Here is a 20818-nt window from a genome sequence, read left to right on the forward strand (position 1 = left end):
ATATCCTATTAGGCCTTTTCTATTTACTTAAAGGCTCTGCTTGGTAAGCTTTTATTTTTTCTCGTAAAGCGGCTTCAAATGCTTCTCGATGAGCATCATCTTGAAAGGCTGAATAAGGAATAGATAAAAACTGTCCACCACCAATTCTAATCGTTAGGTATCCATAATGATTTTCGATATGATGAATGTAGCGATAATTATGCAAGACTTGGCAGGAATCTATTTTCGTGCATAAACCATTTTCTTGAATTTGTACGGTTGTACTTTTATTAGCGCCCTCAAATACTTGGCTTTGAAAAGCTTTGGTATTTAAATAAGGTCGTAGAAAAATAGCATAGAAAAAACAACATACTGAGATGAGCAATAATATATGTCCTGCATAATTAGCTAAGATATTTTCATAGCAATCATACAAATACTCTCCCCAATCCATCAGTTCAAAAGCAAGAAAAATACTTGGCAGGAAGAAGAATAAATATAATAAAAAATCGCCAAGCCTCATCATCTTACGAAATTTATTATGCTTATAAATTTCACGACTGATTTTACGGGCTGCTTTGGCATTATTTTTATCTAATACGGATTGATAGGTTATTTCCATTTTATATTCTCTCTTTCTTAAACGTCTAAAAGTGCGGTCAGTTTTTCTGCCACTTTTTCAGGTTTAATATCAATCAAACTTTGATGATACCCTTCCGAGCTATCTGTACTTTTACGCACCTTAATTAAATCGCCTTCAATTAAACGAATAATCACGGCTTTATCTGATAATGGTGGCGTATAAGTTGGGCTCGTTGGACCATAAAGTGCAACCAATGGACGATCTGTCGCAGCGGCAATATGCATTAAGCCGCTGTCATTGCTCACTACTGCCGTACAGTTGGCAATTAAATCCACCGCTTGATTAAGATTCGTTTGCCCTGCCAAATTCAAACAGAATGGTTGCAGTTCTGCTGGCAATACATTGCGAATTTGCTCACCCGCTTCCACATCTTTTGGTGAACCAAATAATTCTACCGCATAGCCTTTTTCAATGAGCATTTCTGCCAATTTAGCATAATGATAATGCGGCCAACGTTTTGCTGGGCCAAATTCTGCACCAGGACAAAAACCAATAATTGGACGTTCGCCTAAAAGTGCGGTTTGTTTTTCAAATTTTTTTAAGGTTTCAGCTTGTTGTGCTGGCTCAACCGTCAAATAGGGTTTCAAGACAGGAATATCATCAGCTTTTGGTACAGCATCTTTTTCAAAAGCCAATGCAACATAACGCTGCACCATCATTGGATAATCTTTTTTATTGGCTCGTAAATCATTCAATAAAATATAACGGCTTTCGCCTTTCCAACCCCGACAATGAGCAATTTTTGCGAAGAAAGGAACAAACGCAGATTTCAATGAATTAGGTAAAACAATCGCCATATCATATTGTTCACGCAAAGACTTTCCTAAACGATAACGCGTTCCCAATTCAAAGGCCCCGTGCCCTAATGGCATTTCAATCGCCTTACGCACCTCTGGCATTCGCGCAAGCAAAGGCTTACACCAATTCGGTGCCATCACATCAATATTGCAGTTTGGATATTGAATTTTCAGTTGCTGGTACAGACTGTGCGACATCATCATATCGCCAACCCAAGAAGGGCCAATAATTAGAATATTCATTTTCTGTCTTTCAGATAAAGGTGCGGTCAAAAATACCGAGATTTTTAACCGCACTCTGTTGATGGGAAGTAGGCAAACCTACGGTTTATTTTCTGTTCAACCACGCCATATATTCAGCCACGCCTTCCGCAACTGTTTTGAATGATTTATCGTAGCCTGTTGAACGAAGTTTAGTTAAATCTGCTTGAGTATATTCTTGATAACGAGATTTTAAATGTTCTGGGAATGGAATGGTTTCAATCTCGCCTTTACCGTGGAATTTCACTACTGCATCAGCCACCGCACGGAAACTTTCTGCATTTCCTGTACCAAGGTTGTAAATACCTGAAATACCATTTTGCCAACACCAAATATTCACTGCAGCAACATCGCCCACATAAACAAAATCACGGCGGAAATGTTCGCTGCCTGCAAATAATTTTGGATTTTCACCTTTTAAGATTTGGTTATTCAAGTGGAATGCTACGCTCGCCATAGAACCTTTATGATTTTCACGCGGCCCGTAAACATTGAAATAACGGAAACCACATACTGGCGATTTTGCTTCTGGCAAAATGTTGCGTACATATTGGTCGAATAAGAATTTAGAATAGCCATAAACATTTAACGGACCTTCAAATTCACGTTCTTCACGGAATACTTTGGTATCACCATAAGTTGCTGCGCTTGAGGCATAAAAGAAAGGAATTTCACGGTCAAGGCAATAATGCAACAACTCTTTAGAATATTCGTAGTTGTTGTGCATAATGTATTTACCATCCCATTCCGTAGTCGCAGAACATGCTCCCTCGTGGAATACTGCATCAATATCGCCAAATTCGTCGCCTGCAATAATAGAAGCAATGAAATCTTCTTTATCACAATAATCTGCAATGTCTAAATCAACTAAATTTGCAAATTTCGTGCCATCTTTTAAGTTATCTACCACTAAAATATCTTTGCGCCCTAAATCATTTAATGCTTTGACAATATTGCTGCCAATAAAACCTGCGCCGCCTGTTACGATAATCATAATTCTGTCCTCTTTAAAATAAGTCTGCGTATTGTAATAGATTTTCTACCGCTTAGCCAAAAAACTCTGCGAAAAACAACCGCACTTTTAATCCCCAATAACTCGTGAGGCCGGTCGTAACAAGATCCATTTTGCCTTTACTCAACAGCACAATTGTGGGCGTCACATTAATTTGCCATCGTTCTGCAAATTCCCCTTTAGGATCGTTAACCGTAGTGAAGTGGTAGTCATTTTTACTTAAATAATCATTTACTGCCGACTCATTGCCTGAACGTAACGCCACCGATACAACTTGATAGCCTTCGTTTGCTAAAGAATTAATTGCTGGCGAAGTATAGCGACAATAACCACACCAGGTTCCCCAAAAATAAAGCAGCGTAGGTTTATTTGGATCGAGACTTTCAAGAGAGAACGTATTCCCTTGAAGATCTTGTAACGTGATTTTGTTTATTTCCTCTGGCACTACAGGGCGACGAACAAAATCCAGTATGCTACTCATCACAATAAACGTTAAAAAGAGGGATAATCCATTCTTAAGTAGTTTTTTAATCTTCATTTTCTTTATTCCTTATCTCGTTGAGATGATTGTAATCAAGCATAAAAGCACAGTCAAAAACAAGGGATTTTTGCTACAATAGGTAAAACATAAATAAAGGAGGAAAATAATGACACCGAATCAACTTGCTCAATATATCGATCACACTGCACTTACCGCAGAAAAAAATGAACAAGATATTTTGACACTCTGTCATGAAGCGATTGAACACGGATTTTATTCTGTATGTATCAATTCTGGTTATATTCCACTCGCTAAAGAAAAACTTGCTGGCTCAAATGTAAAAATTTGTACCGTAGTTGGCTTCCCTTTAGGTGCCAATTTAACCTCAGTCAAAGCATTTGAAACCCAAGAATCTATTAAAGCGGGTGCAAATGAGATTGATATGGTGATTAATGTAGGTTGGATAAAATCGCAAAAATGGGATGCAGTAAAACAAGATATTCAAGCTGTATTTGATGCTTGTGATGGCACGCCATTAAAAGTGATTTTAGAAACTTGTTTGCTCACTAAAGATGAAATAGTGAAAGCCTGTGAAATTTGTAAAGAAATCGGTGTGGCTTTTGTTAAAACATCAACAGGCTTTAACAAAGGTGGTGCAACTGTAGAAGATGTTGCATTGATGAAACAAACGGTCGGCAATATTGGTGTTAAAGCATCAGGTGGTGTGCGTGATACTGAAACAGCACTTGTAATGATTAAAGCGGGTGCAACACGCATTGGTGCAAGTGCAGGCATTGCAATTATTAGCGGTACGCAAGACACTCAAAGCACTTACTAATCCTTTCACGCGTGGTATTCTCACCACGCGTTTTTACATATTAGACAATTTCTGCAACAAACGATCCATTGCTCGATACCCCAAAGCTTCCGCTAAGTGCGGTTGAGAAATTTGTTGTTCTCCTTGTAGATCAGCAATGGTTCGAGAAACTTTCAAAATACGATGGTAAGCCCGTACAGAAAGCCCCAGTTTATTCAGCGCATTTTCAAGGAAAAAGGCATCTTTATCACTTAACTTGCAATCACGTTCAATCTCTTTACTGTTCAAATACGCGTTAATTTTCCCAGCTCTTTCCATTTGAATCTCACGCACTTTTAACACTTTCTCACGAATTTGAGCACTGGTTTCACCACGATCACCTGTATTTTGTAAGCTGCCTTGTGGCAGTAAAGGTACTTCAATAGATAAATCAAAACGATCTAAAAAAGGCCCTGAAAGTCTATTCAAATAACGCATAATTTGCTGGGGTGAAGTGCGGTTATGTGTCCCAGTATAATGGCCTGTCGGACTTGGATTCATCGCTGCCACTAATTGAAAACGAGCCGGGAATTGGATTTTGGCATTAGCACGAGAAATAATAATCTCACCACTTTCCAAAGGCTGACGTAGCGCGTCCAATACTTTTCGTTCAAACTCTGGAAGTTCATCAAGAAAAAGTACACCATTTGTTGCTAAGGATATTTCACCAGGTTTAGGGATCGTCCCACCGCCAACTAAAGCTGGCATTGATGCACTATGATGTGGTGCGCGAAAAGGACGTTGTTTCCAATTATGAAAATTTAACTCATTTTGAACTAAACTCGTTACAGATGCCGTTTCTATCGCTTCTAGATCTGTCATTTCAGGTAAAAGCCCCGTCAAACGGCTAGCTAGCATGGTTTTCCCTGTACCTGGCGGACCAAGAAAGAGCAAATTATGCTGCCCTGCTGCGGCAATGGTCAATGCTCGTTTGGCGTGTTGTTGTCCGATAATATCCGTTAAATCTAACATATTTTTGCCCGAAAAATTTACCGCACTTTCTTTCACAATTTCAGTGGCAAGGGGTAATTTTTCTTGACCATTAAGAAATTGCACCACGTCTAAAAGCGTTTGCGCAAAATAAGTATTTTGATCAGACACGAGCGAGGCTTCATTCGCATTTTGCTTCGCGATAATTAACTCTCGTTTTGACTTTTGCGCAGCAAGAATAGCGGGAATTACACCATGAACCCCACGTAATTGCCCCGTCAGCGCAAGCTCCGCCACAAATTCAAATTGCTTTAATCGACTCGCATCAAGCTGATCCGATGCGGCTAAAATTCCGATGGCAATAGGCAAATCAAATCGTCCACCTTCTTTCGGTAAATCTGCAGGTGCGAGATTCACGGTAATGCGTTTGGCTGGGTATTTAAATTGTGCATTCATCAATGCACTACGCACCCGATCTTGCGCCTCTTTCACTGTTTTTTCGGGCAAACCAACAAGTGTAAATCCTGGTTTTCCGTTGCTTAAATGCACCTCAATGGTGACAAGCGGCGCTTGCACACCCATAGAGGCACGGCTGTAAACAATAGCAAGGGACATGATAATCCTTAAAGTGCGGTAAAAATGAAGATAGTTTTTGCACTATAAAAAAAGCACATAATGAAATCATTCATCATGTGCTTTTTTTGCGATCTAGATCGCAAAATTTATATTTTATTCCGCAAAAAGTGGCGAAAACCAAAAATCTAATTTCGCTGCAAGTTTATCAATACCAATTTTATTTTGTGCAGAAAAGGCTTCTACTTGAATATCGCCTTGGAATGGAAGAATCGCTTCGCGCACCATTTTTACTTGTTTACTACGTGCGCTTTGGCTCAATTTATCGGCTTTAGTAAGCAATAAAAGTACTGGTAGATCTGCAGAAACCGCCCATTCAATCATTTGTTGGTCAAGATCTTTAAGTGGATGGCGAATATCCATCAACACAACTAATCCTGCCAAACATTCGCGTTTTTGCAAATATTCACCTAAGGATTTTTGCCATTGGATTTTCATTTGCTCTGGCACGGCAGCATAACCATAACCCGGTAAATCCACCAATTTACAATTTGGTTCAACTTCAAATAAGTTGATTAATTGTGTGCGCCCCGGCGTTTTTGAGGTGCGGGCTAAGCTTTTTTGATTGGTTAATGCATTAAGTGCGGTCGATTTTCCTGCATTTGAACGCCCCGCAAACGCAATTTCAATGCCAGTATCTTCAGGAATAGAACGAATATTCGGCGCACTCGTTAAAAAGTGAGTTTTATGGTAATTAAGTTTAATTTCAGACATAAGGATTCCTTTTAAAATTGCGCTTAGAATAGCATAAATGGAAAATTTCCTGAAATTATGTCAAAATTCGCGCCAAAATTATAACCAATTCATGGCAATTCAGATGACAACAAAAACAACTTACCAATGGCCTCAATCTAAGGATATTTATCCATATCGACCAGGGCGTTTTGATGCACCAAAACATTGGCGTTATAACTTACGTAGCTTTTTAAATCGTGGTTCAATTCGTCGCTTTGAACAATTTATCAATCAACATCCTTTTCTCGTCGGTATTTTTAATACGCACTTGGATTATAGTTATCCCGTTGCTTGTCGTTTTCTGGATAAACGCTTCAACGCATCACAACGTTTTAATGCTGTTTGTGATAACCTTTTATTTTTACCCAAAAAACTTACCGCACTTTCTACGCCATTATGGGAAAAACCATTAAGTTTTGGCGAAGTCATTCCTGATTTTGAAATGACATTAAGCATGACAACCCATCAACCGATGGAAGGATATTGGGTATTAGAGCTATGGCATAAACCAAGAAATGAATTAGTCTATTTGCTTACCTTTGCCAAATTGGGCGATGCTCTACTCATTGCTGTTGTACAAGGACCAAATTTTGAAGGTTCAAAGGAAATGGTGAAACAATTAACCAAATCATGTCACGGTTTGCGCCCTGCCTATTTAATGGTTGAAACCATGAAATCACTCACGAAAATTCTAGGCTACGATAAATTGCTTGGCATTCCGCAAAAATACCAAAATAAATCTCGCTTCATCCAAAGCAAACAATATACGGTGGATTATGATGCAATTTTTGGTGAATCGGGCGGAGAATTAAAAGATTACTGGGAATTGTCTTTAGAAATAGATAGAAATCTGGATGATATTCCAAGTAAAAAACGCTCCATGTATCGTAAACGCTATGCCATGTTAGATGAAATAACTTTCACCATAAAAGACACCCTCAAACTTTAAAACAATGGCGCAGTTCAACGCCTGCGCCTATTTTTTCTATCGAAAAATTTTTCCTTTTAAGATTAAATTTATGCTATCGTAGCCGACATTATTCATTCCATTTCACTCGAATAGGAGATACAAATGACAACTCAATTAGATTCACTTCGTCAAATGACCGTTGTGGTCGCAGACACCGGCGATATCGACGCGATTAAAAAATATCAACCACAAGATGCGACTACTAACCCATCATTAATTCTAAGTGCATCTGCACTTCCACAATATGCGCCATTAATTGATGAAGCTGTCGCTTATGCAAAAGCTCAAAGCAATGATAAAGCACAACAACTTATTGATGCAGAAGATAAATTAGCGGTAAATATTGGTTTAGAAATTTTAAAAATCGTTCCAGGACGTATTTCTACTGAAGTGGATGCACGTCTTTCTTACAACACTCAAGCAACGGTTGAAAAAGCGCGTAAATTAATCGCACTTTATAATGCAGCAGGCATTTCAAACGACCGTATTTTGATTAAAATTGCTTCAACATGGCAAGGTATCCGAGCTGCAGAAATCCTTGAAAAAGAAGGCATTAACTGTAACCTAACCTTATTATTCTCTGAAGCGCAAGCTCGTGCTTGTGCAGAAGCAGGCGTTTACTTAATTTCTCCATTTGTAGGTCGTATTTTAGACTGGTACAAAGCAAACTCAGACAAAAAAGAATATGCGCCAGCAGAAGACCCAGGCGTAATTTCTGTCACCAAAATCTATAATTACTACAAAGAATATGGCTACAACACCGTTGTGATGGGCGCGAGCTTCCGTAATGTAGGTGAAATTACTGAACTTGCAGGTTGCGATCGCTTAACTATTGCACCTGCATTACTGAAAGAATTACAAGAAAATTCAACCGCACTTGTACGCAAACTAGAATACAAAGGCGAAGTCAAAGCGAAACCACAACCATTAACAGAAGCTGAGTTCTACTGGCAACATAACAGCGATGCTATGGCTGTTGAAAAATTAGCAGATGGTATTCGTAAATTTGCTGTTGACCAAGAAAAATTGGAAACCATGCTTTCAGCAAAACTTTAATCCATCATTCAATATTAAAAATGACCGCACTTTTGAGTAATCAAAGTGCGGTTATTTCTATTCGAGGACTAAATAAATAATTCAGACTTATTTATTTAATTTCGCTTTGTAAGTTGGATTCATTAAGTTTTCTACAGAAAGAATGTCATCTAATTGTTCTTCTGTTAATAAACCTTTTTCTAACACAACTTCACGTACGCCTTTACCTGTTTGCGCACAGATTTTACCCACTAAGTCGCCATTATGGTGACCGATAAATGGATTTAAGTAAGTCACGATACCGATTGAGTTAAATACGTAGTTTTCACAAATTTCTTTGTTTACAGTAATACCGTCTACACATTTATCGCGTAAGTTTACGCAAGCATTCGTTAAGATATCAATAGATTCGAACATTGCTTGACCAATCACGGGTTCCATTACGTTTAATTGTAATTGACCTGCTTCAGATGCGAAAGTCACAGTGGTATCGTTACCAATTACTTTAAAGCATACTTGGTTCACTACTTCTGGAACAACTGGGTTTACTTTTGCAGGCATAATAGAAGAGCCAGCTTGTAATTCAGGTAAGTTAATTTCTTTAATACCAGCACGTGGACCAGAAGAAAGTAAACGTAAGTCATTACATACTTTAGAAAGTTTAACAGCAGTACGTTTTAATGCACCGTGAACCATGACATAAGCGCCACAGTCAGATGTTGCTTCAATTAAGTTTTCTGCTGGTACGCAAGCTAATCCAGTCACTTGAGCAAGGTGTTTTACAACTAATTCTGTATAGCCTTGTGGAGTATTTAAACCAGTACCGATTGCAGTCGCACCGAGGTTTACTTCAAGGAGTAAATCTGCTGTACGTTTTAAGTTACGTACTTCTTCTTCAAGTAATACGGCGAAAGCTTTGAATTCTTGGCCAACAGTCATTGGAACTGCATCTTGTAATTGGGTTCGACCCATTTTTAAGATGTTCGCAAACTCTTTTGCTTTATTATCAAAACCGTCGTGTAAATATTGAATTTTATCGATTAATTTTAAGATGCTGTTATACACTGCAATACGGAAACCGGTAGGATACGCATCATTGGTTGATTGGCTTGCATTAACGTGATCCATTGGGTTAATAACATTATATTCACCTTTTTTATGACCAATTTTTTCAAGCGCGAGGTTAGCGACCACTTCGTTGGTATTCATATTGACAGAAGTGCCAGCACCACCTTGATATACATCAGATGGGAATTGATCTAAGCATTTTCCAGTGGTAAGGATTTCATCGCAAGCTGCGACAATCGCTTTTGCAATATCAGCAGGAATAGCACCTAATTCACCGTTTGCTAAGGCTGTTGCTTTTTTTACCATTACCATGCCGCGTACAAATTCCGGTACATCAGAAATGGTTACATTAGAAATATTAAAGTTTTCGACCGCTCTTAATGTATGAATACCCCAGTACGCATCTGCTGGTACATCACGTTCACCGAGTAAATCTACTTCTTTTCTAAATTGAGTCATTTTAATCACCTTTTTGGTTGTTAATTAATTTGAGGTAATTATAGGAATTTACAGAGAAAATAAATTTGACTTGGATCACATTTCAGATAGGACATCTAAGAGATATTTTCATTTCTCGCATAAGTTTTTTTAGGGAAAACATCACTTGGCAATATTAATTTTTTACTTTCAGAAAAATGAGAAATTGGAATTAGGTTTCCAATTTCTCTATTCCATAAATCTCTCTTCTTTCTACATCAAATTTCACGCTTATATCAAAGGCTTGAGCAAGATTCGCTGAATTTAGCACCGCTTGTGTTTTACCAGTCGCAATGATTTTGCCTTTGTCGAGCAAAATCACTTCATCACAGTATTTATATGCGAGGGATAAATGATGGATCGCTACAACGCAAGTATGCTGTGGCGTGAGTGATTTTAATTGTTCCATCATGTCTATTTGATAATAGGGATCGAGTGGTGCGATAGGTTCATCGGCAAGCAATAGCGGCGCATTTTTGATACAACAACGAGCGAGTTGCACACGGGCTTTTTCCCCGCCTGACAGTTTCTGAAAGGATTTATTAAGCAAATGTTCTATTGAAAATTTTTGTGAAATCTCCGTAATTTTTGACAGCTCTTTTGCCGATGATAAGGGAGAATTTAGGCCAAGAGCAATGACATCATAAACCGATAGATCCCAATGGATATTGGTATCTTGCGCAAGATAAGCGAGTTGCTGGCTTTTTTCCGTTGTACTTATTTTGCTTAATGGGCTGTTTCCAAAATAAATTTCACCTTTTGCAATAGGTAAAATTCCTGCAATTGTTTTTAGCAAAGTTGATTTGCCCGCACCGTTTGCGCCCATAATGCCGATCAGTTTTCCTTTAGGAAGCGTGCAGCTGATGTTGTTTAAGCCATAAGGCTGAGAAAGGTTTTCGATTCTAATCATTATCTTGCCAACTTGCGTTGCTCCGTAATTAAAATCCAAATTAAGCAAGGTGCGCCAATGATTGCGATGAGTGTGCCAATATAAATATGTGAAAAGACAGGAATATATTGCACGCAAAGATCCGCAATAAGTAGCAATAATGCGCCAAGTAATGCACTGGTGATGTAAAGTTGCGAAGGGCGTTTTTTTAGCAATAGGCGAGCAAAGTGCGGTGCGATTAAGCCAACAAAACCGATAGTGCCTGTTTGTGGAATCGTTGCTCCAACTAATAATGCCACGCCAAAGGTCGTGACGAAAAAGCTACGTTTAGGATTTACGCCCATTGTGCTCGCGGTTTCTTCACCGAAAGTGAGCAAGTCAATATAGCGGTGTTCACGATATAAACAGAACAATCCCAATAATACGATTGGAAGTGAAATGAGTAGCGTATCAAGTTTTGCCCACACAAGAGAACCTTGTAGCCAGCGGTAGAGTTCAGCTAACGCCCACGGGCTTTCTGCGTTCGAAAGTAGCAATGCGACGGCAGCAGAGAGCAACATATTGACTGCTAAACCACTTAAAATCATCGCCGTTGTACCGTGGTTTTTAGCGATTAAATAAACCAATAAAAAACTAGATAATGCGCCAGTCACACCGCCAATTAACAATAGACTTAAGGGTACGGAAAAATAGTAAAGCAAAAAGACACTGGTGGTGGTTGCACCAGCACTACTGCCCAATAATCCGGGACTTGCCAGTGGATTTTGAAATATCCCCTGCATTGCATTGCCCGCTAAAGCAAGACTTGCGCCAGTTAAAATGGATAATCCGATGCGCGGTAGGCGAATATCAAGCAATACGAGCGAGCGCATATCGGTGAGCACGCCATCCGCATTTTTGAGATAGGTAAAGTCACCGAGCTGATGATAAATCGCAAAGCCGCTAATCAATAGCAACACGAAGAAAAGTGCGGTATTTAATTTAAGTGTTTTGGTCAATGATCAATTTCCTATGTAATCCAAATATTATTTTAACTGTTGATAAATCTTCTCCGCCCCTTGCCACACGCCGTGATCAAAGCAATAAGTATATTTCATTGGAATACGAAAGTGCGGTCGATTTTTAAAGAGATTTTGTAAAAGCGGATGTTTAAGCAGTTCTGCTTGTTCGTTATAACTTTGTTGGTCGCTGATTTCAATCAACACGTTGGGTTCAGCTCGTAACACTTTTTCAAGAGAAAAATTTTGTGCCGTAAGTGGTGTTTTTAGCGGGGTTAAGCCTAGCAAGTTAAGTAAAGTGGGATACTGTGGCGTATAAGTTTCTACAATGCCCGTATCTGAAAGTATTAATGTGTCAGTGAGTGATAGATTGAGGCGAGAATCTTGTAATTTAAGTTTATCGATTAAAGATTCTGCCTGCGTTTCGTTACCCGTGAGTTTACCCAAGTGCAATATTAGCACAAATAATTCTTCTGCCGTTTGTGGCGTGTCATTAATTGGCTCAATTTTTGCCCTGAGTTTTTTCAAATCTGCCACAAGTTGTGGATAAAAGGTTTCATTGATAAGAAACGTTTTATCAAGATAGGGCAATAATGCAGTGAGTTGTGGCTCAAGTGTTGGCTTATCCACATTGAGTTTATCCAACATCATCAAGGGATTTTTAGAATAAGGAGACTGTGCGGCAATTTGCTCAGGACGTGCAATTTCCGACAAAAGACGATCACTACAAAGTGTGAGCGAGACAAATTGCTCCGACGCATGCGAAGTCAGGGGCAAGAAAAGTGCGGTTAAAATTAAACGAGTTTTTTGCATATAGATAATGATACGCTACGCCATCAAGAATGTAAAAAGGCGTGCTAAGCACGCCCTTATTAGTAGGTAATAATTAGAACGATCCTTTCAACCCAACGTAAACATTACGTCCGTCTTGGCCATAGCCTACAATGTTTTCGTATTTTTTATTGAATACGTTGTTAAGGTTCGCATAAATCGTCAAACTATCCGCCACTTTATAGTTCACGCCTAAGTTTGCCAAGGTGTAAGATGGCAATTTCACTTTATGCGTGCTGTAGGTTGGTGAATAGTAGGTATCCATGCGTTTTCCTGTGTAAGATACATTTACATCTGCACCTAATTTTTCAGTGATTTGGTATGCTACGCCCACGTTCGCTAAATGTTTTGGACGACGTGCTAATTCAGCACCTTTACTGTCTCGGGTTTGAGTGTAGGTGTAGTTTGCATAAGTAGTTAATGTATCGGTAATTTTGCCGTTATAAGCTACTTCAACGCCTTTAACTTTACTAATACCTTCAAGGTTTATCGCTTGGCTTGCATAAGTAGTAAAGTTGATCACTTTACTGCTAATTGCGTTTTTCACGTTGCGAGCAAAATAAGTTACATCAAAGCTATGGCGGTTGTCATCCGTTTCAAATAAGAAGCCAACATCGCCGCCTAAACTTTTCTCTGGTTGCAAATTCGGGTTGCCGATATAGCGCGCGTTGTAACCGTAATATTCAGTGATCGTTGGGTTTTGAATCGCTGAACCAAGACTTGCATGTGCTTTCACGTTATTGTGTAAACGATAAGCGCCGGCGATGCGGCCAGTCCATGAGTTTTCATATTCAGAGCTATCAGTGTAACGACCACTAATATTTAAGCTATGATCTGCATCGTGCAATAAGCGATATTCAGCCGCTAAGCTTTTCTCAACAAGTTTTTTATTGCCTGCATTGTTGAAATAAGAGGAGTTGAAATCTGTTTTTTGATAGTCAGTTAAGAAGCTTAAACCTTGCGTGAGAGTGCCTTCACGATCGAAATTGACATCTAATTGATAGTTTGCGTTGAGTTTTTTCGCATCGTAAGCCGATGTGTAGCCAACGGTATCGCTGTCAGTTTTGAGATGGCTTACACCAACCTTGTGCTTAAGTAATTCATCATCGTTACCCAAGAAACCGCTTAATTTGAATAAGGTATCACGTGTGCGAGTGTAGTGGCCTTTTTCATCCGTTGCGCTGTTATCAAAGTTAGCGGTTTGGCTGCTGTGAGAGGTTAAGAAATCAAAACCTTTTTGGTTATCGTCATAGCCAAAACGAAGAGAAGCGTTATCACGGTGGAATTTATCGCGTTCGCTTGAACCACCAGTACTTACCGCTGTGCCATCTTGCGCAGTGTAGTTAAAGCGGTTTTTGCTGAGTGCTGAAATGCCTTTGGTATGGTGGCTGTCGCCATGTAAAGCATAATAGAAGCCGTTATTTGAGCCTGAAAGGGTTAATGAACCATCAACTGTGCGGTTCGATCCAGTACCAAAATCGTAATCAACGTTGAAGGTTTTACCTTTTTCTAAGCCTTTCTTCGTGGTGATATAAATCACACCACCCATCGCATCACTTCCCCAAAGAGCAGATTGCTCGCCGCGTAATACTTCGATGCGGTCAATGTTGCTTAATGCTAAGCCACCGAAATCAAAGCCATAACCAGAAACTGGGTTCACTTTCACGCCATCAATAATCACTGCAGTGTGGTTTGCATCTGCACCACGTAAGAATACATTGGTTAGGGTGCCACGACCGCCCGACGCGCTCACGGCTAAACTTGGTACAGTTTTCAATACATCACTGACATAAGTCGCACCACGTTGTGCAAAATCTTTTTCTGTTAATACGGTAACAGACGACGCTGTTTGGTGAAGGCTGATAGGGGTTGCGGATGCTGAATACACATTGATCGGCTCAAGCTCGGTTTTAGTTTCAGCTTGTACAAAAGCCGATGCACTCAATAAAAGTGCGGTAGTAATTAAGTTAGTTTTCATTAAGTTGGTTCCTCTTTTTAAAAAGTGCGCTATTTTGGCACAATAGACATTCATTTCCTAGTTGAGAATTTTCATTTACTTTAAAAATTCTGTTCATTTTGTAAAAAAATTCGTTTTTTGACCGCACTTTTTCACCTTTATCCGCCTTGCGCTTTCAAGTATAATGCGGGCATTTTTAATCACATTAGATCAACGATTATGAGCACAAAATTTAACGTAAAAACATTCCAAGGTATGATTTTAGCCCTGCAAGAATATTGGGCAAACCAAGGCTGCACCATTGTGCAACCTTTTGATATGGAAGTGGGCGCAGGGACTTCTCACCCAATGACTGCATTACGCGCATTAGGCCCAGAGCCGATGGCATTTGCTTATGTGCAACCTTCACGCCGTCCGACCGATGGTCGTTATGGCGAAAACCCAAACCGTTTACAACATTACTACCAATTCCAAGTGGTGATTAAACCGTCTCCAGACAACATTCAAGAACTTTATTTAGGTTCCCTTGAAATGCTTGGTTTCGACCCGACCAAAAACGATATCCGTTTTGTGGAAGATAACTGGGAAAACCCAACCTTAGGTGCTTGGGGCCTGGGCTGGGAAGTATGGTTAAACGGGATGGAAGTGACCCAGTTTACCTATTTCCAACAAGTGGGCGGCTTAGAATGTAAACCGGTTACCGGCGAGGTGACTTACGGTTTAGAGCGTTTAGCCATGTACATTCAGGGCGTAGATTCTGTTTATGACTTAGTTTGGTCTGACGGTCCATTAGGCAAAACTACTTATGGCGATGTGTTCCATCAAAATGAAGTTGAGCAATCAACCTATAACTTTGAACACGCAAACACCGATTTCTTATTCTACTGCTTTGATCAATATGAAAAGGAAGCACAAGAGTTATTAGCCTTAGAAAAACCGTTACCATTGCCAGCTTATGAGCGTATTTTGAAAGCAGCACACAGCTTTAACTTGTTAGATGCACGTAAAGCAATTTCGGTCACCGAACGTCAACGCTATATTTTACGCATTCGTGCCTTAACCAAAGGCGTGGCAGAAGCGTACTATGCGAGCCGTGAAGCCTTAGGTTTCCCGGGTTGTAAAAAATAACCTTTAAAGGTAATTCACAAAAGTGCGGTGAAATTTAACCGCACTTTAGGAGAGCAAAATGAGTAAACCCATTCTTTATTATGCGGCAGATTGCCCTGATACTGCGCCATTTGTGGCAGAGTTAAAACGCTTGGGCGTGGATTATGAGTCAGTGGAAGTACTATCCTCCATCCCGAATTTGAAACAATGGTTACGCTTGCGTGATCGTCACGCCGCATTTGATGATGCTAAAGCGCAAGGCTATGCGGGCTTTCCGGCATTATTGTTAGATGACGATCGTGTTATTTTAGATGAATCCAAATTAAAAGAGATTTTCTAAAGTGATGAAGAAAGTCGGGTTTTGGCAATTTTTATTTAAAATTGGCGATGATTATTTAATGTTTTTGCGTAACTTAACGCCGGCAGTGTTATTTTTATCACTGGCATTATTTATGTTTTCTGAGCTGGATTGGCGGCATTGGGAGTGGGGTAATGTGCTTGTGCTATTTTTATGCCTCGCTTCTGGATTTATTGCACTCAGTGTAATGGCAATCAATACTGTCGCTTTTGTAAGCAAAATGCTGAAAACCTTAAGAGCATTAAGCGGAGAGAGTGAACTTGATGAAAATATTGGTACGCTCGCATTATTTAAAATACTTTGGATTGAAAGTAGCAGCAAACAATTAATCTTTTTCGCCGTGGTGAATATTGTTGCTGTATTTATGGTGCTCGTTTATGGCGCTAAATATGCATTGAATTTTTATAGCTCGATTTCAACATTAAATAATTAGGTCTTAAGGGTACATAATAGAAAGTTAGGTTAAGTCTCGAATATGAAAAAAACAGTCCTAAAATTCACCGCACTTTTACTTGGCTTATCGCTTGCAAGTGGTGTGTTTGCAACAGAAAATCACCAAAATACACAGAATTCAGATTATGAGCTTGAGAAAGTCTTAATTTTCAGCCGTCATGGATTACGCTCGCCAGTGGAAAAAGATCCACAAGAAATGGCAAAATATTCCCCGTATGCGTGGGCGAAATGGGATGTGCCATCAGGTTATCTCACGGCAAAAGGTACAGTATTAGAAACCTACTTCGGACAATATTTAGGTCAATGGCTTGCGGATAAAGGGTTATTAACAACAGAACGTTGTGCATCAGGCGAAGGTATCTTCGCTTATGCCAATGGGGTACAACGCACCATTGCAACAGGTCAGGCGATTGTTTCTGGTGCATTTGCAGGCTGTAATGTTCAACTACAACATCACGGTAAAATTGGTTCTGAAAAAGATCCGATTTTTAATACACAGGCGCATAATCCAAGTAAAGCCTTGATTGAATCTGCAAAAAATAACGTTGATTTAACCGCTTTGCAGCAAAAATTAGCGCCAAATTATGCGCTATTGAGTGAAATCATTGATTACAAAAACTCACCAAACTGTTTGCAAAAAGGCGAATGTGATTTAGATGGAAAAGTCGGTGAATACAGTATTAAAGACGGCAAGTCGGTCAAAATTACGGGTTCTATTAGCACCGGGAAGAAAATTGTCAGTGCGTTATTGCTTGCACATTATGTAGGTAAGCCTGATTCAGAAATCGCCAACGGTCGAGTGGATAGCCAAGAAAAATGGCGTGCAATTAACGAAATAAAAAACGAATATTACCGCACGTTATTTAAAAACAACGAAGCGCTGGCACAAAATGCCTCATACCCGTTATTGGCATTTATTCAGCAACAGCTAAATAGTGAAAACAAAATTAACTTATTGGTTGGACATGATTCTAATATCGTCGCTCTGCTTGCAGCACTAGGCGTTGAGCCTTATGACTTGGATGATTCATTGGAAAATATCCCAATCGGAGGCAAGTTGCTATTTGAAGTATGGAAGCACAAACCAAGTGGGAAGCTTAAATTTAAGTTGGATTATGTTTATCAAACCACTGAACAGCTGATCAATATTACGCCATTAAGTTTAGCGACACCACCAAACCAAACAGCATTAACCCTCAAAGGCTGTGAAAAAGATGCAAATGGTTTTTGTGATTACGAGCGTTTTCAACAGGTGTTGAGAGGGAGTATTGAAAACGGTAAGAAGTAGCGTTCATGCAACCCTATGAAAAATACTTAAAAGGGAATTCTTGAGTAAATTGATAGTAACTGACTCATTTACATTTTAAGTTCAATAGAGATTAAATTATCTGCTTTCAAAAAACGTTAAAGTAGAACATAAATATTTAACTCTCCAAAGCTCCAATCCCCTCTTTAGCAAAGAGGGGTAGGGGAGATTTGGCAGAAATGATAACGAAGAAAATAATCAAATAGGACATGAATTTCTTAAGTTACATGCGCTATAAGAGATAACGGAAAATATAATGAAGCAACATACTTATCAAACTACGGTAGAGTGGGTTGGAAATTTAGGAGCTGGTACTTCATCTTATATCGCATACGAACGGGATTTTATTGCTTCGGCATTGAATAAACCTAATATTTTAGGTTCTGCTGATCCTGCTTTTCGTGGCGATAAAACTCGTTGGAATCCTGAAGATATGCTACTGGCATCTATTTCTGCCTGTCATAAATTATGGTATTTACATTTTTGTGCAGTTAATAACATTATTGTGCAAGAATACCGTGATGAAGCAATAGCGATTATGGATGAAGGCAGTTCTGAGCATGCTGGCCGATTTATTTCGGCAACATTAAAACCTCGAGTGAGAATTTCAAGCGAGTCGGATGCCGTTAAGGCATTGGCATTACATGAAAATGCGCATCACGCGTGTTTTATTGCAAATTCACTTAATTTTCCGGTGAAATGTGAAGCTATTATTGAAAAAGATTAAATTAAAATAAAATGGTGCCAAGGCGCACCTTACCAGAGAAAACAAAATGACAACCCAAAACTTCCTAGTAGAAATCGGCACAGAAGAGCTGCCACCAAAAGCTCTCAAAACATTAGCAACCTCTTTTGCGGATAACGTTGAAGCGGAATTAAACCAAGCGGGTTTATCATTCGATAAAATCGAATGGTTTGCGGCGCCGCGTCGTTTGGCGGTGAAAGTGTTGAACTTAGCCACACAACAGCCAAGTAAAGAAATCGAAAAACGTGGTCCGGCAGTGTCAGCTGCCTTTGATGCAGAAGGTAAGCCAACTAAAGCGGCAGAAGGCTGGGCGCGTGGTTGTGGCATTACCGTTGATCAAGCAGAACGTATTGCGACCGATAAAGGTGAATGGTTAGTTTATCGTGCGAAAATTGAAGGTCAACCGACCAAAAACTTGCTGAACGATATTGTGGCAAATGCATTGGCGAAATTGCCAATTCCAAAACCAATGCGTTGGGCAGATAAAACCGTGCAATTTATTCGTCCAGTTCACACCGTGACTATGCTGTTAGGCGATGAGTTAATCGAAGGCGAAATTTTAGGTGTGGCAAGTGCGCGCACTATTCGAGGACACCGTTTCTTAGGTGAGAAAGAATTTGAAATTCAACATGCTGACCAATATCCACAATTATTGCGTGAAAAAGGTTCTGTGGTAGCCGACTTCAACGAGCGTAAAGCGGAAATCCTTGCAAAATCTCAAGCAAAAGCGACCGCACTTGGCGGCGTGGCTGATATTGAAGAAAGCTTGCTTGAAGAAGTGACCTCGTTGGTGGAATACCCGAATGTATTAGCGGCTAAATTTGAAGAGCGCTTCTTAGCGGTGCCTGCAGAAGCCTTGGTTTACACCATGAAAGGTGACCAAAAATATTTCCCAATTTATGACAAAGACGGCAAATTATTACCTCACTTTATTTTTGTATCGAACATCAACCCAGAAGATCCAACAGCGATTATCGAAGGAAACGAAAAAGTGGTTCGCCCACGTTTAACCGATGCGGAATTCTTCTTTAAAACTGACTTAAAACAAAAACTGGTCGATCGTTTACCGCGTTTAGAAACCGTGTTGTTCCAACAACAACTCGGTACACTGAAAGACAAAACAGACCGCATTGAACAACTGGCAGGCGAAATTGCAAAACAAATCGGTGCAGATGAAGCGAAAGCAAAACGTGCCGGCTTATTGTCAAAATGTGACTTAATGACCAACATGGTGTTTGAATTCACCGATACGCAAGGCGTGATGGGCATGCACTATGCTCGCCATGATGGTGAAGATGAAGAAGTGGCAGTAGCATTAAATGAACAATATATGCCACGCTTTGCGGGGGATGAATTACCTAAATCACTCGTTGCAAGTGCGGTTGCTTTAGCCGATAAATTTGACACATTAACGGGTATCTTTGGCATTGGACAAGCACCAAAAGGCAGTGCAGACCCATTTGCATTGCGTCGTGCAGCATTAGGGGCATTGCGTATTATCGTAGAGAAAAACTTACCACTGGATTTGGAAGATTTAGTGAAAAAATCAGCCGCACTTTTCGGTGATAAACTCACGAATCAAAACGTGGTTACTGATGTGGTGGACTTTATGCTCGGCCGTTTCCGTGCATGGTATCAAGATGAAGGCATTGCGGTAGATGTGATTCAAGCGGTATTGGCGCGCCGTCCAACTCGCCCTGCTGATTTTGATGCGCGCGTGCGTGCGGTTTCACACTTCCGTACTTTAGATTCAGCGGAAGCGTTAGCGGCAGCGAATAAACGTGTAAGCAATATTTTAGCGAAAGCGGATGCTGCAATTGGTGAGATCAATTTAACCGCTTGCGTAGAACCAGCAGAAAAAGCTCTTGCTGAAGCGGTACTTGCATTACGCACTGAAGTGCAACCGCTTATCGCACAAGGTGATTACACGGCAGTATTAGATAAATTAGCGAACTTACGCGCACCGGTAGACAACTTCTTTGATAATGTGATGGTAAATGCTGAAGATCCAGCATTACGCCAAAACCGCTTAGCGATTTTAAATACGTTACAAGGCTTGTTCTTACAAGTGGCGGATATTTCAGTGCTTCAATAATGATAAAAAGGGATGATCGATTTTTCATCAATCATCCCTTCTTTTATAGACTTCAAGTGATTATTTCTCTATAATCACCGCACTTTCCCCCCTTAGCTCAGTCGGTTAGAGCAGGCGACTCATAATCGCTTGGTCACTGGTTCAAGTCCGGTAGGGGGGACCATTTTCCCTTTCTATACCCTTTAAATTTCCTTAGATTAAT

The 20818-nt window shown here is 39.9% G+C and carries 20 protein-coding genes and 1 tRNA gene; 10 read left to right on the forward strand and 11 right to left on the reverse strand.

The annotated features are described in order from the left end of the window. Positions 1-19 precede the first annotated feature (19 nt). From AC6H0J_RS03410 to AC6H0J_RS03425, 4 genes are all read right to left on the reverse strand, one after another. Positions 20-601 (reverse strand): YcxB family protein, encoded by a 582-nt coding sequence (locus AC6H0J_RS03410; protein WP_046952597.1) that lies wholly within the window; start codon positions 599-601, stop codon positions 20-22. 17 nt (positions 602-618) lie between these two features. Beyond that, complete coding sequence (gene waaF, locus AC6H0J_RS03415) at positions 619-1662, reverse strand: lipopolysaccharide heptosyltransferase II (RefSeq protein WP_005626820.1); 1044 nt, start codon at positions 1660-1662, stop codon at positions 619-621. An 85-nt stretch (positions 1663-1747) separates the two neighbouring features. After that, on the reverse strand, positions 1748-2674 hold the full coding sequence (gene rfaD, locus AC6H0J_RS03420; RefSeq protein WP_005626818.1) for an ADP-glyceromanno-heptose 6-epimerase: 927 nt from the start codon (positions 2672-2674) through the stop codon (positions 1748-1750). A 52-nt stretch (positions 2675-2726) separates the two neighbouring features. Next, entirely contained in the window at positions 2727-3230 is a 504-nt protein-coding gene (locus AC6H0J_RS03425; protein ID WP_005626817.1) for a protein disulfide oxidoreductase, read from the reverse strand. Positions 3231-3339: 109 nt separating this feature from the next. Here AC6H0J_RS03425 and deoC point away from each other — a divergent pair, with 109 nt between their 5' ends. Continuing rightward, on the forward strand, positions 3340-4011 hold the full coding sequence (deoC, locus tag AC6H0J_RS03430) for a deoxyribose-phosphate aldolase (RefSeq protein WP_005626815.1): 672 nt from the start codon (positions 3340-3342) through the stop codon (positions 4009-4011). 33 nt (positions 4012-4044) lie between these two features. On the opposite strand, the gene AC6H0J_RS03435 is transcribed toward deoC, so the two are convergent. Both AC6H0J_RS03435 and yihA read right to left on the reverse strand, forming a co-directional pair. Beyond that, complete coding sequence (locus AC6H0J_RS03435) at positions 4045-5574, reverse strand: YifB family Mg chelatase-like AAA ATPase (protein WP_005626812.1); 1530 nt, start codon at positions 5572-5574, stop codon at positions 4045-4047. A 114-nt stretch (positions 5575-5688) separates the two neighbouring features. Continuing rightward, a complete protein-coding gene (gene yihA / locus AC6H0J_RS03440; RefSeq protein ID WP_005626810.1) occupies positions 5689-6306 on the reverse strand; it encodes a ribosome biogenesis GTP-binding protein YihA/YsxC in 618 nt (205 codons plus the stop codon). A 103-nt stretch (positions 6307-6409) separates the two neighbouring features. Between yihA and AC6H0J_RS03445 the strand changes: the two genes are divergently transcribed. Together AC6H0J_RS03445 and tal are read left to right on the forward strand one after the other, a co-directional pair. After that, a complete protein-coding gene (locus tag AC6H0J_RS03445) occupies positions 6410-7276 on the forward strand; it encodes a VirK/YbjX family protein (RefSeq protein WP_032825503.1) in 867 nt (288 codons plus the stop codon). 123 nt (positions 7277-7399) lie between these two features. Beyond that, positions 7400-8353 carry a transaldolase gene (gene tal, locus AC6H0J_RS03450; RefSeq protein ID WP_005626807.1) on the forward strand — a complete coding sequence of 318 codons (954 nt, stop codon included), beginning with the start codon at positions 7400-7402 and terminating at the stop codon, positions 8351-8353. 87 nt (positions 8354-8440) lie between these two features. Here tal and aspA read toward each other — a convergent pair whose 3' ends face one another. From aspA to AC6H0J_RS03475, 5 genes are all read right to left on the reverse strand, one after another. Next, the gene (gene aspA / locus AC6H0J_RS03455; protein WP_005626805.1) at positions 8441-9859 is read right to left on the reverse strand and encodes an aspartate ammonia-lyase; all 1419 of its coding nucleotides are present in this window, start codon (positions 9857-9859) and stop codon (positions 8441-8443) included. 190 nt (positions 9860-10049) lie between these two features. Next, positions 10050-10787, reverse strand: a complete 738-nt coding sequence (locus tag AC6H0J_RS03460; RefSeq protein ID WP_118817337.1) for an ABC transporter ATP-binding protein — start codon at positions 10785-10787, stop codon at positions 10050-10052. Beyond that, entirely contained in the window at positions 10787-11764 is a 978-nt protein-coding gene (locus AC6H0J_RS03465; protein ID WP_005628154.1) for a FecCD family ABC transporter permease, read from the reverse strand. The genes AC6H0J_RS03460 and AC6H0J_RS03465 overlap by 1 nt, the downstream gene beginning before the upstream one ends. Positions 11765-11791: 27 nt before the next feature. Beyond that, entirely contained in the window at positions 11792-12577 is a 786-nt protein-coding gene (locus tag AC6H0J_RS03470) for a substrate-binding domain-containing protein (RefSeq protein WP_497512839.1), read from the reverse strand. Positions 12578-12650: 73 nt separating this feature from the next. Next, on the reverse strand, positions 12651-14573 hold the full coding sequence (locus AC6H0J_RS03475) for a TonB-dependent receptor plug domain-containing protein (protein ID WP_288234347.1): 1923 nt from the start codon (positions 14571-14573) through the stop codon (positions 12651-12653). Between the two features lie 198 nt (positions 14574-14771). On the opposite strand from AC6H0J_RS03475, the gene glyQ reads away from it, so the two are divergent. From glyQ to AC6H0J_RS03510, 7 genes are all read left to right on the forward strand, one after another. Next, positions 14772-15680 (forward strand): glycine--tRNA ligase subunit alpha, encoded by a 909-nt coding sequence (gene glyQ, locus AC6H0J_RS03480; RefSeq protein ID WP_005628151.1) that lies wholly within the window; start codon positions 14772-14774, stop codon positions 15678-15680. Positions 15681-15738: 58 nt separating this feature from the next. After that, entirely contained in the window at positions 15739-15999 is a 261-nt protein-coding gene (locus tag AC6H0J_RS03485) for a hypothetical protein (protein WP_005628150.1), read from the forward strand. A 4-nt stretch (positions 16000-16003) separates the two neighbouring features. Then, positions 16004-16450 carry a hypothetical protein gene (locus AC6H0J_RS03490; RefSeq protein ID WP_005628148.1) on the forward strand — a complete coding sequence of 149 codons (447 nt, stop codon included), beginning with the start codon at positions 16004-16006 and terminating at the stop codon, positions 16448-16450. Between the two features lie 42 nt (positions 16451-16492). Continuing rightward, entirely contained in the window at positions 16493-17758 is a 1266-nt protein-coding gene (locus AC6H0J_RS03495; protein ID WP_046952602.1) for a histidine-type phosphatase, read from the forward strand. Between the two features lie 274 nt (positions 17759-18032). Beyond that, positions 18033-18503: an OsmC family protein gene (locus AC6H0J_RS03500; RefSeq protein ID WP_005628144.1), complete on the forward strand. Its 471-nt coding sequence runs from the start codon at positions 18033-18035 to the stop codon at positions 18501-18503. Between the two features lie 46 nt (positions 18504-18549). Beyond that, a complete protein-coding gene (gene glyS, locus AC6H0J_RS03505; protein ID WP_497512842.1) occupies positions 18550-20616 on the forward strand; it encodes a glycine--tRNA ligase subunit beta in 2067 nt (688 codons plus the stop codon). Between the two features lie 86 nt (positions 20617-20702). Next, positions 20703-20779 (forward strand) — tRNA-Ile (locus AC6H0J_RS03510). Positions 20780-20818: the final 39 nt, after the last annotated feature.

This window comes from Haemophilus sp. THUN1691, assembly GCF_059704425.1.

Coding starts and splice junctions, on each gene's coding strand:
- AC6H0J_RS03410 (WP_046952597.1), bottom strand. CDS start 601: ATGGAAATAACCTATCAATCCGTATTAGATAAAAATAATGCCAAAGCA.
- waaF (WP_005626820.1), bottom strand. CDS start 1,662: ATGAATATTCTAATTATTGGCCCTTCTTGGGTTGGCGATATGATGATG.
- rfaD (WP_005626818.1), bottom strand. CDS start 2,674: ATGATTATCGTAACAGGCGGCGCAGGTTTTATTGGCAGCAATATTGTC.
- AC6H0J_RS03425 (WP_005626817.1), bottom strand. CDS start 3,230: ATGAAGATTAAAAAACTACTTAAGAATGGATTATCCCTCTTTTTAACG.
- deoC (WP_005626815.1), top strand. CDS start 3,340: ATGACACCGAATCAACTTGCTCAATATATCGATCACACTGCACTTACC.
- AC6H0J_RS03435 (WP_005626812.1), bottom strand. CDS start 5,574: ATGTCCCTTGCTATTGTTTACAGCCGTGCCTCTATGGGTGTGCAAGCG.
- yihA (WP_005626810.1), bottom strand. CDS start 6,306: ATGTCTGAAATTAAACTTAATTACCATAAAACTCACTTTTTAACGAGT.
- AC6H0J_RS03445 (WP_032825503.1), top strand. CDS start 6,410: ATGACAACAAAAACAACTTACCAATGGCCTCAATCTAAGGATATTTAT.
- tal (WP_005626807.1), top strand. CDS start 7,400: ATGACAACTCAATTAGATTCACTTCGTCAAATGACCGTTGTGGTCGCA.
- aspA (WP_005626805.1), bottom strand. CDS start 9,859: ATGACTCAATTTAGAAAAGAAGTAGATTTACTCGGTGAACGTGATGTA.
- AC6H0J_RS03460 (WP_118817337.1), bottom strand. CDS start 10,787: ATGATTAGAATCGAAAACCTTTCTCAGCCTTATGGCTTAAACAACATC.
- AC6H0J_RS03470 (WP_497512839.1), bottom strand. CDS start 12,577: ATGCAAAAAACTCGTTTAATTTTAACCGCACTTTTCTTGCCCCTGACT.
- AC6H0J_RS03475 (WP_288234347.1), bottom strand. CDS start 14,573: ATGAAAACTAACTTAATTACTACCGCACTTTTATTGAGTGCATCGGCT.
- glyQ (WP_005628151.1), top strand. CDS start 14,772: ATGAGCACAAAATTTAACGTAAAAACATTCCAAGGTATGATTTTAGCC.
- AC6H0J_RS03485 (WP_005628150.1), top strand. CDS start 15,739: ATGAGTAAACCCATTCTTTATTATGCGGCAGATTGCCCTGATACTGCG.
- AC6H0J_RS03490 (WP_005628148.1), top strand. CDS start 16,004: ATGAAGAAAGTCGGGTTTTGGCAATTTTTATTTAAAATTGGCGATGAT.
- AC6H0J_RS03495 (WP_046952602.1), top strand. CDS start 16,493: ATGAAAAAAACAGTCCTAAAATTCACCGCACTTTTACTTGGCTTATCG.
- AC6H0J_RS03500 (WP_005628144.1), top strand. CDS start 18,033: ATGAAGCAACATACTTATCAAACTACGGTAGAGTGGGTTGGAAATTTA.
- glyS (WP_497512842.1), top strand. CDS start 18,550: ATGACAACCCAAAACTTCCTAGTAGAAATCGGCACAGAAGAGCTGCCA.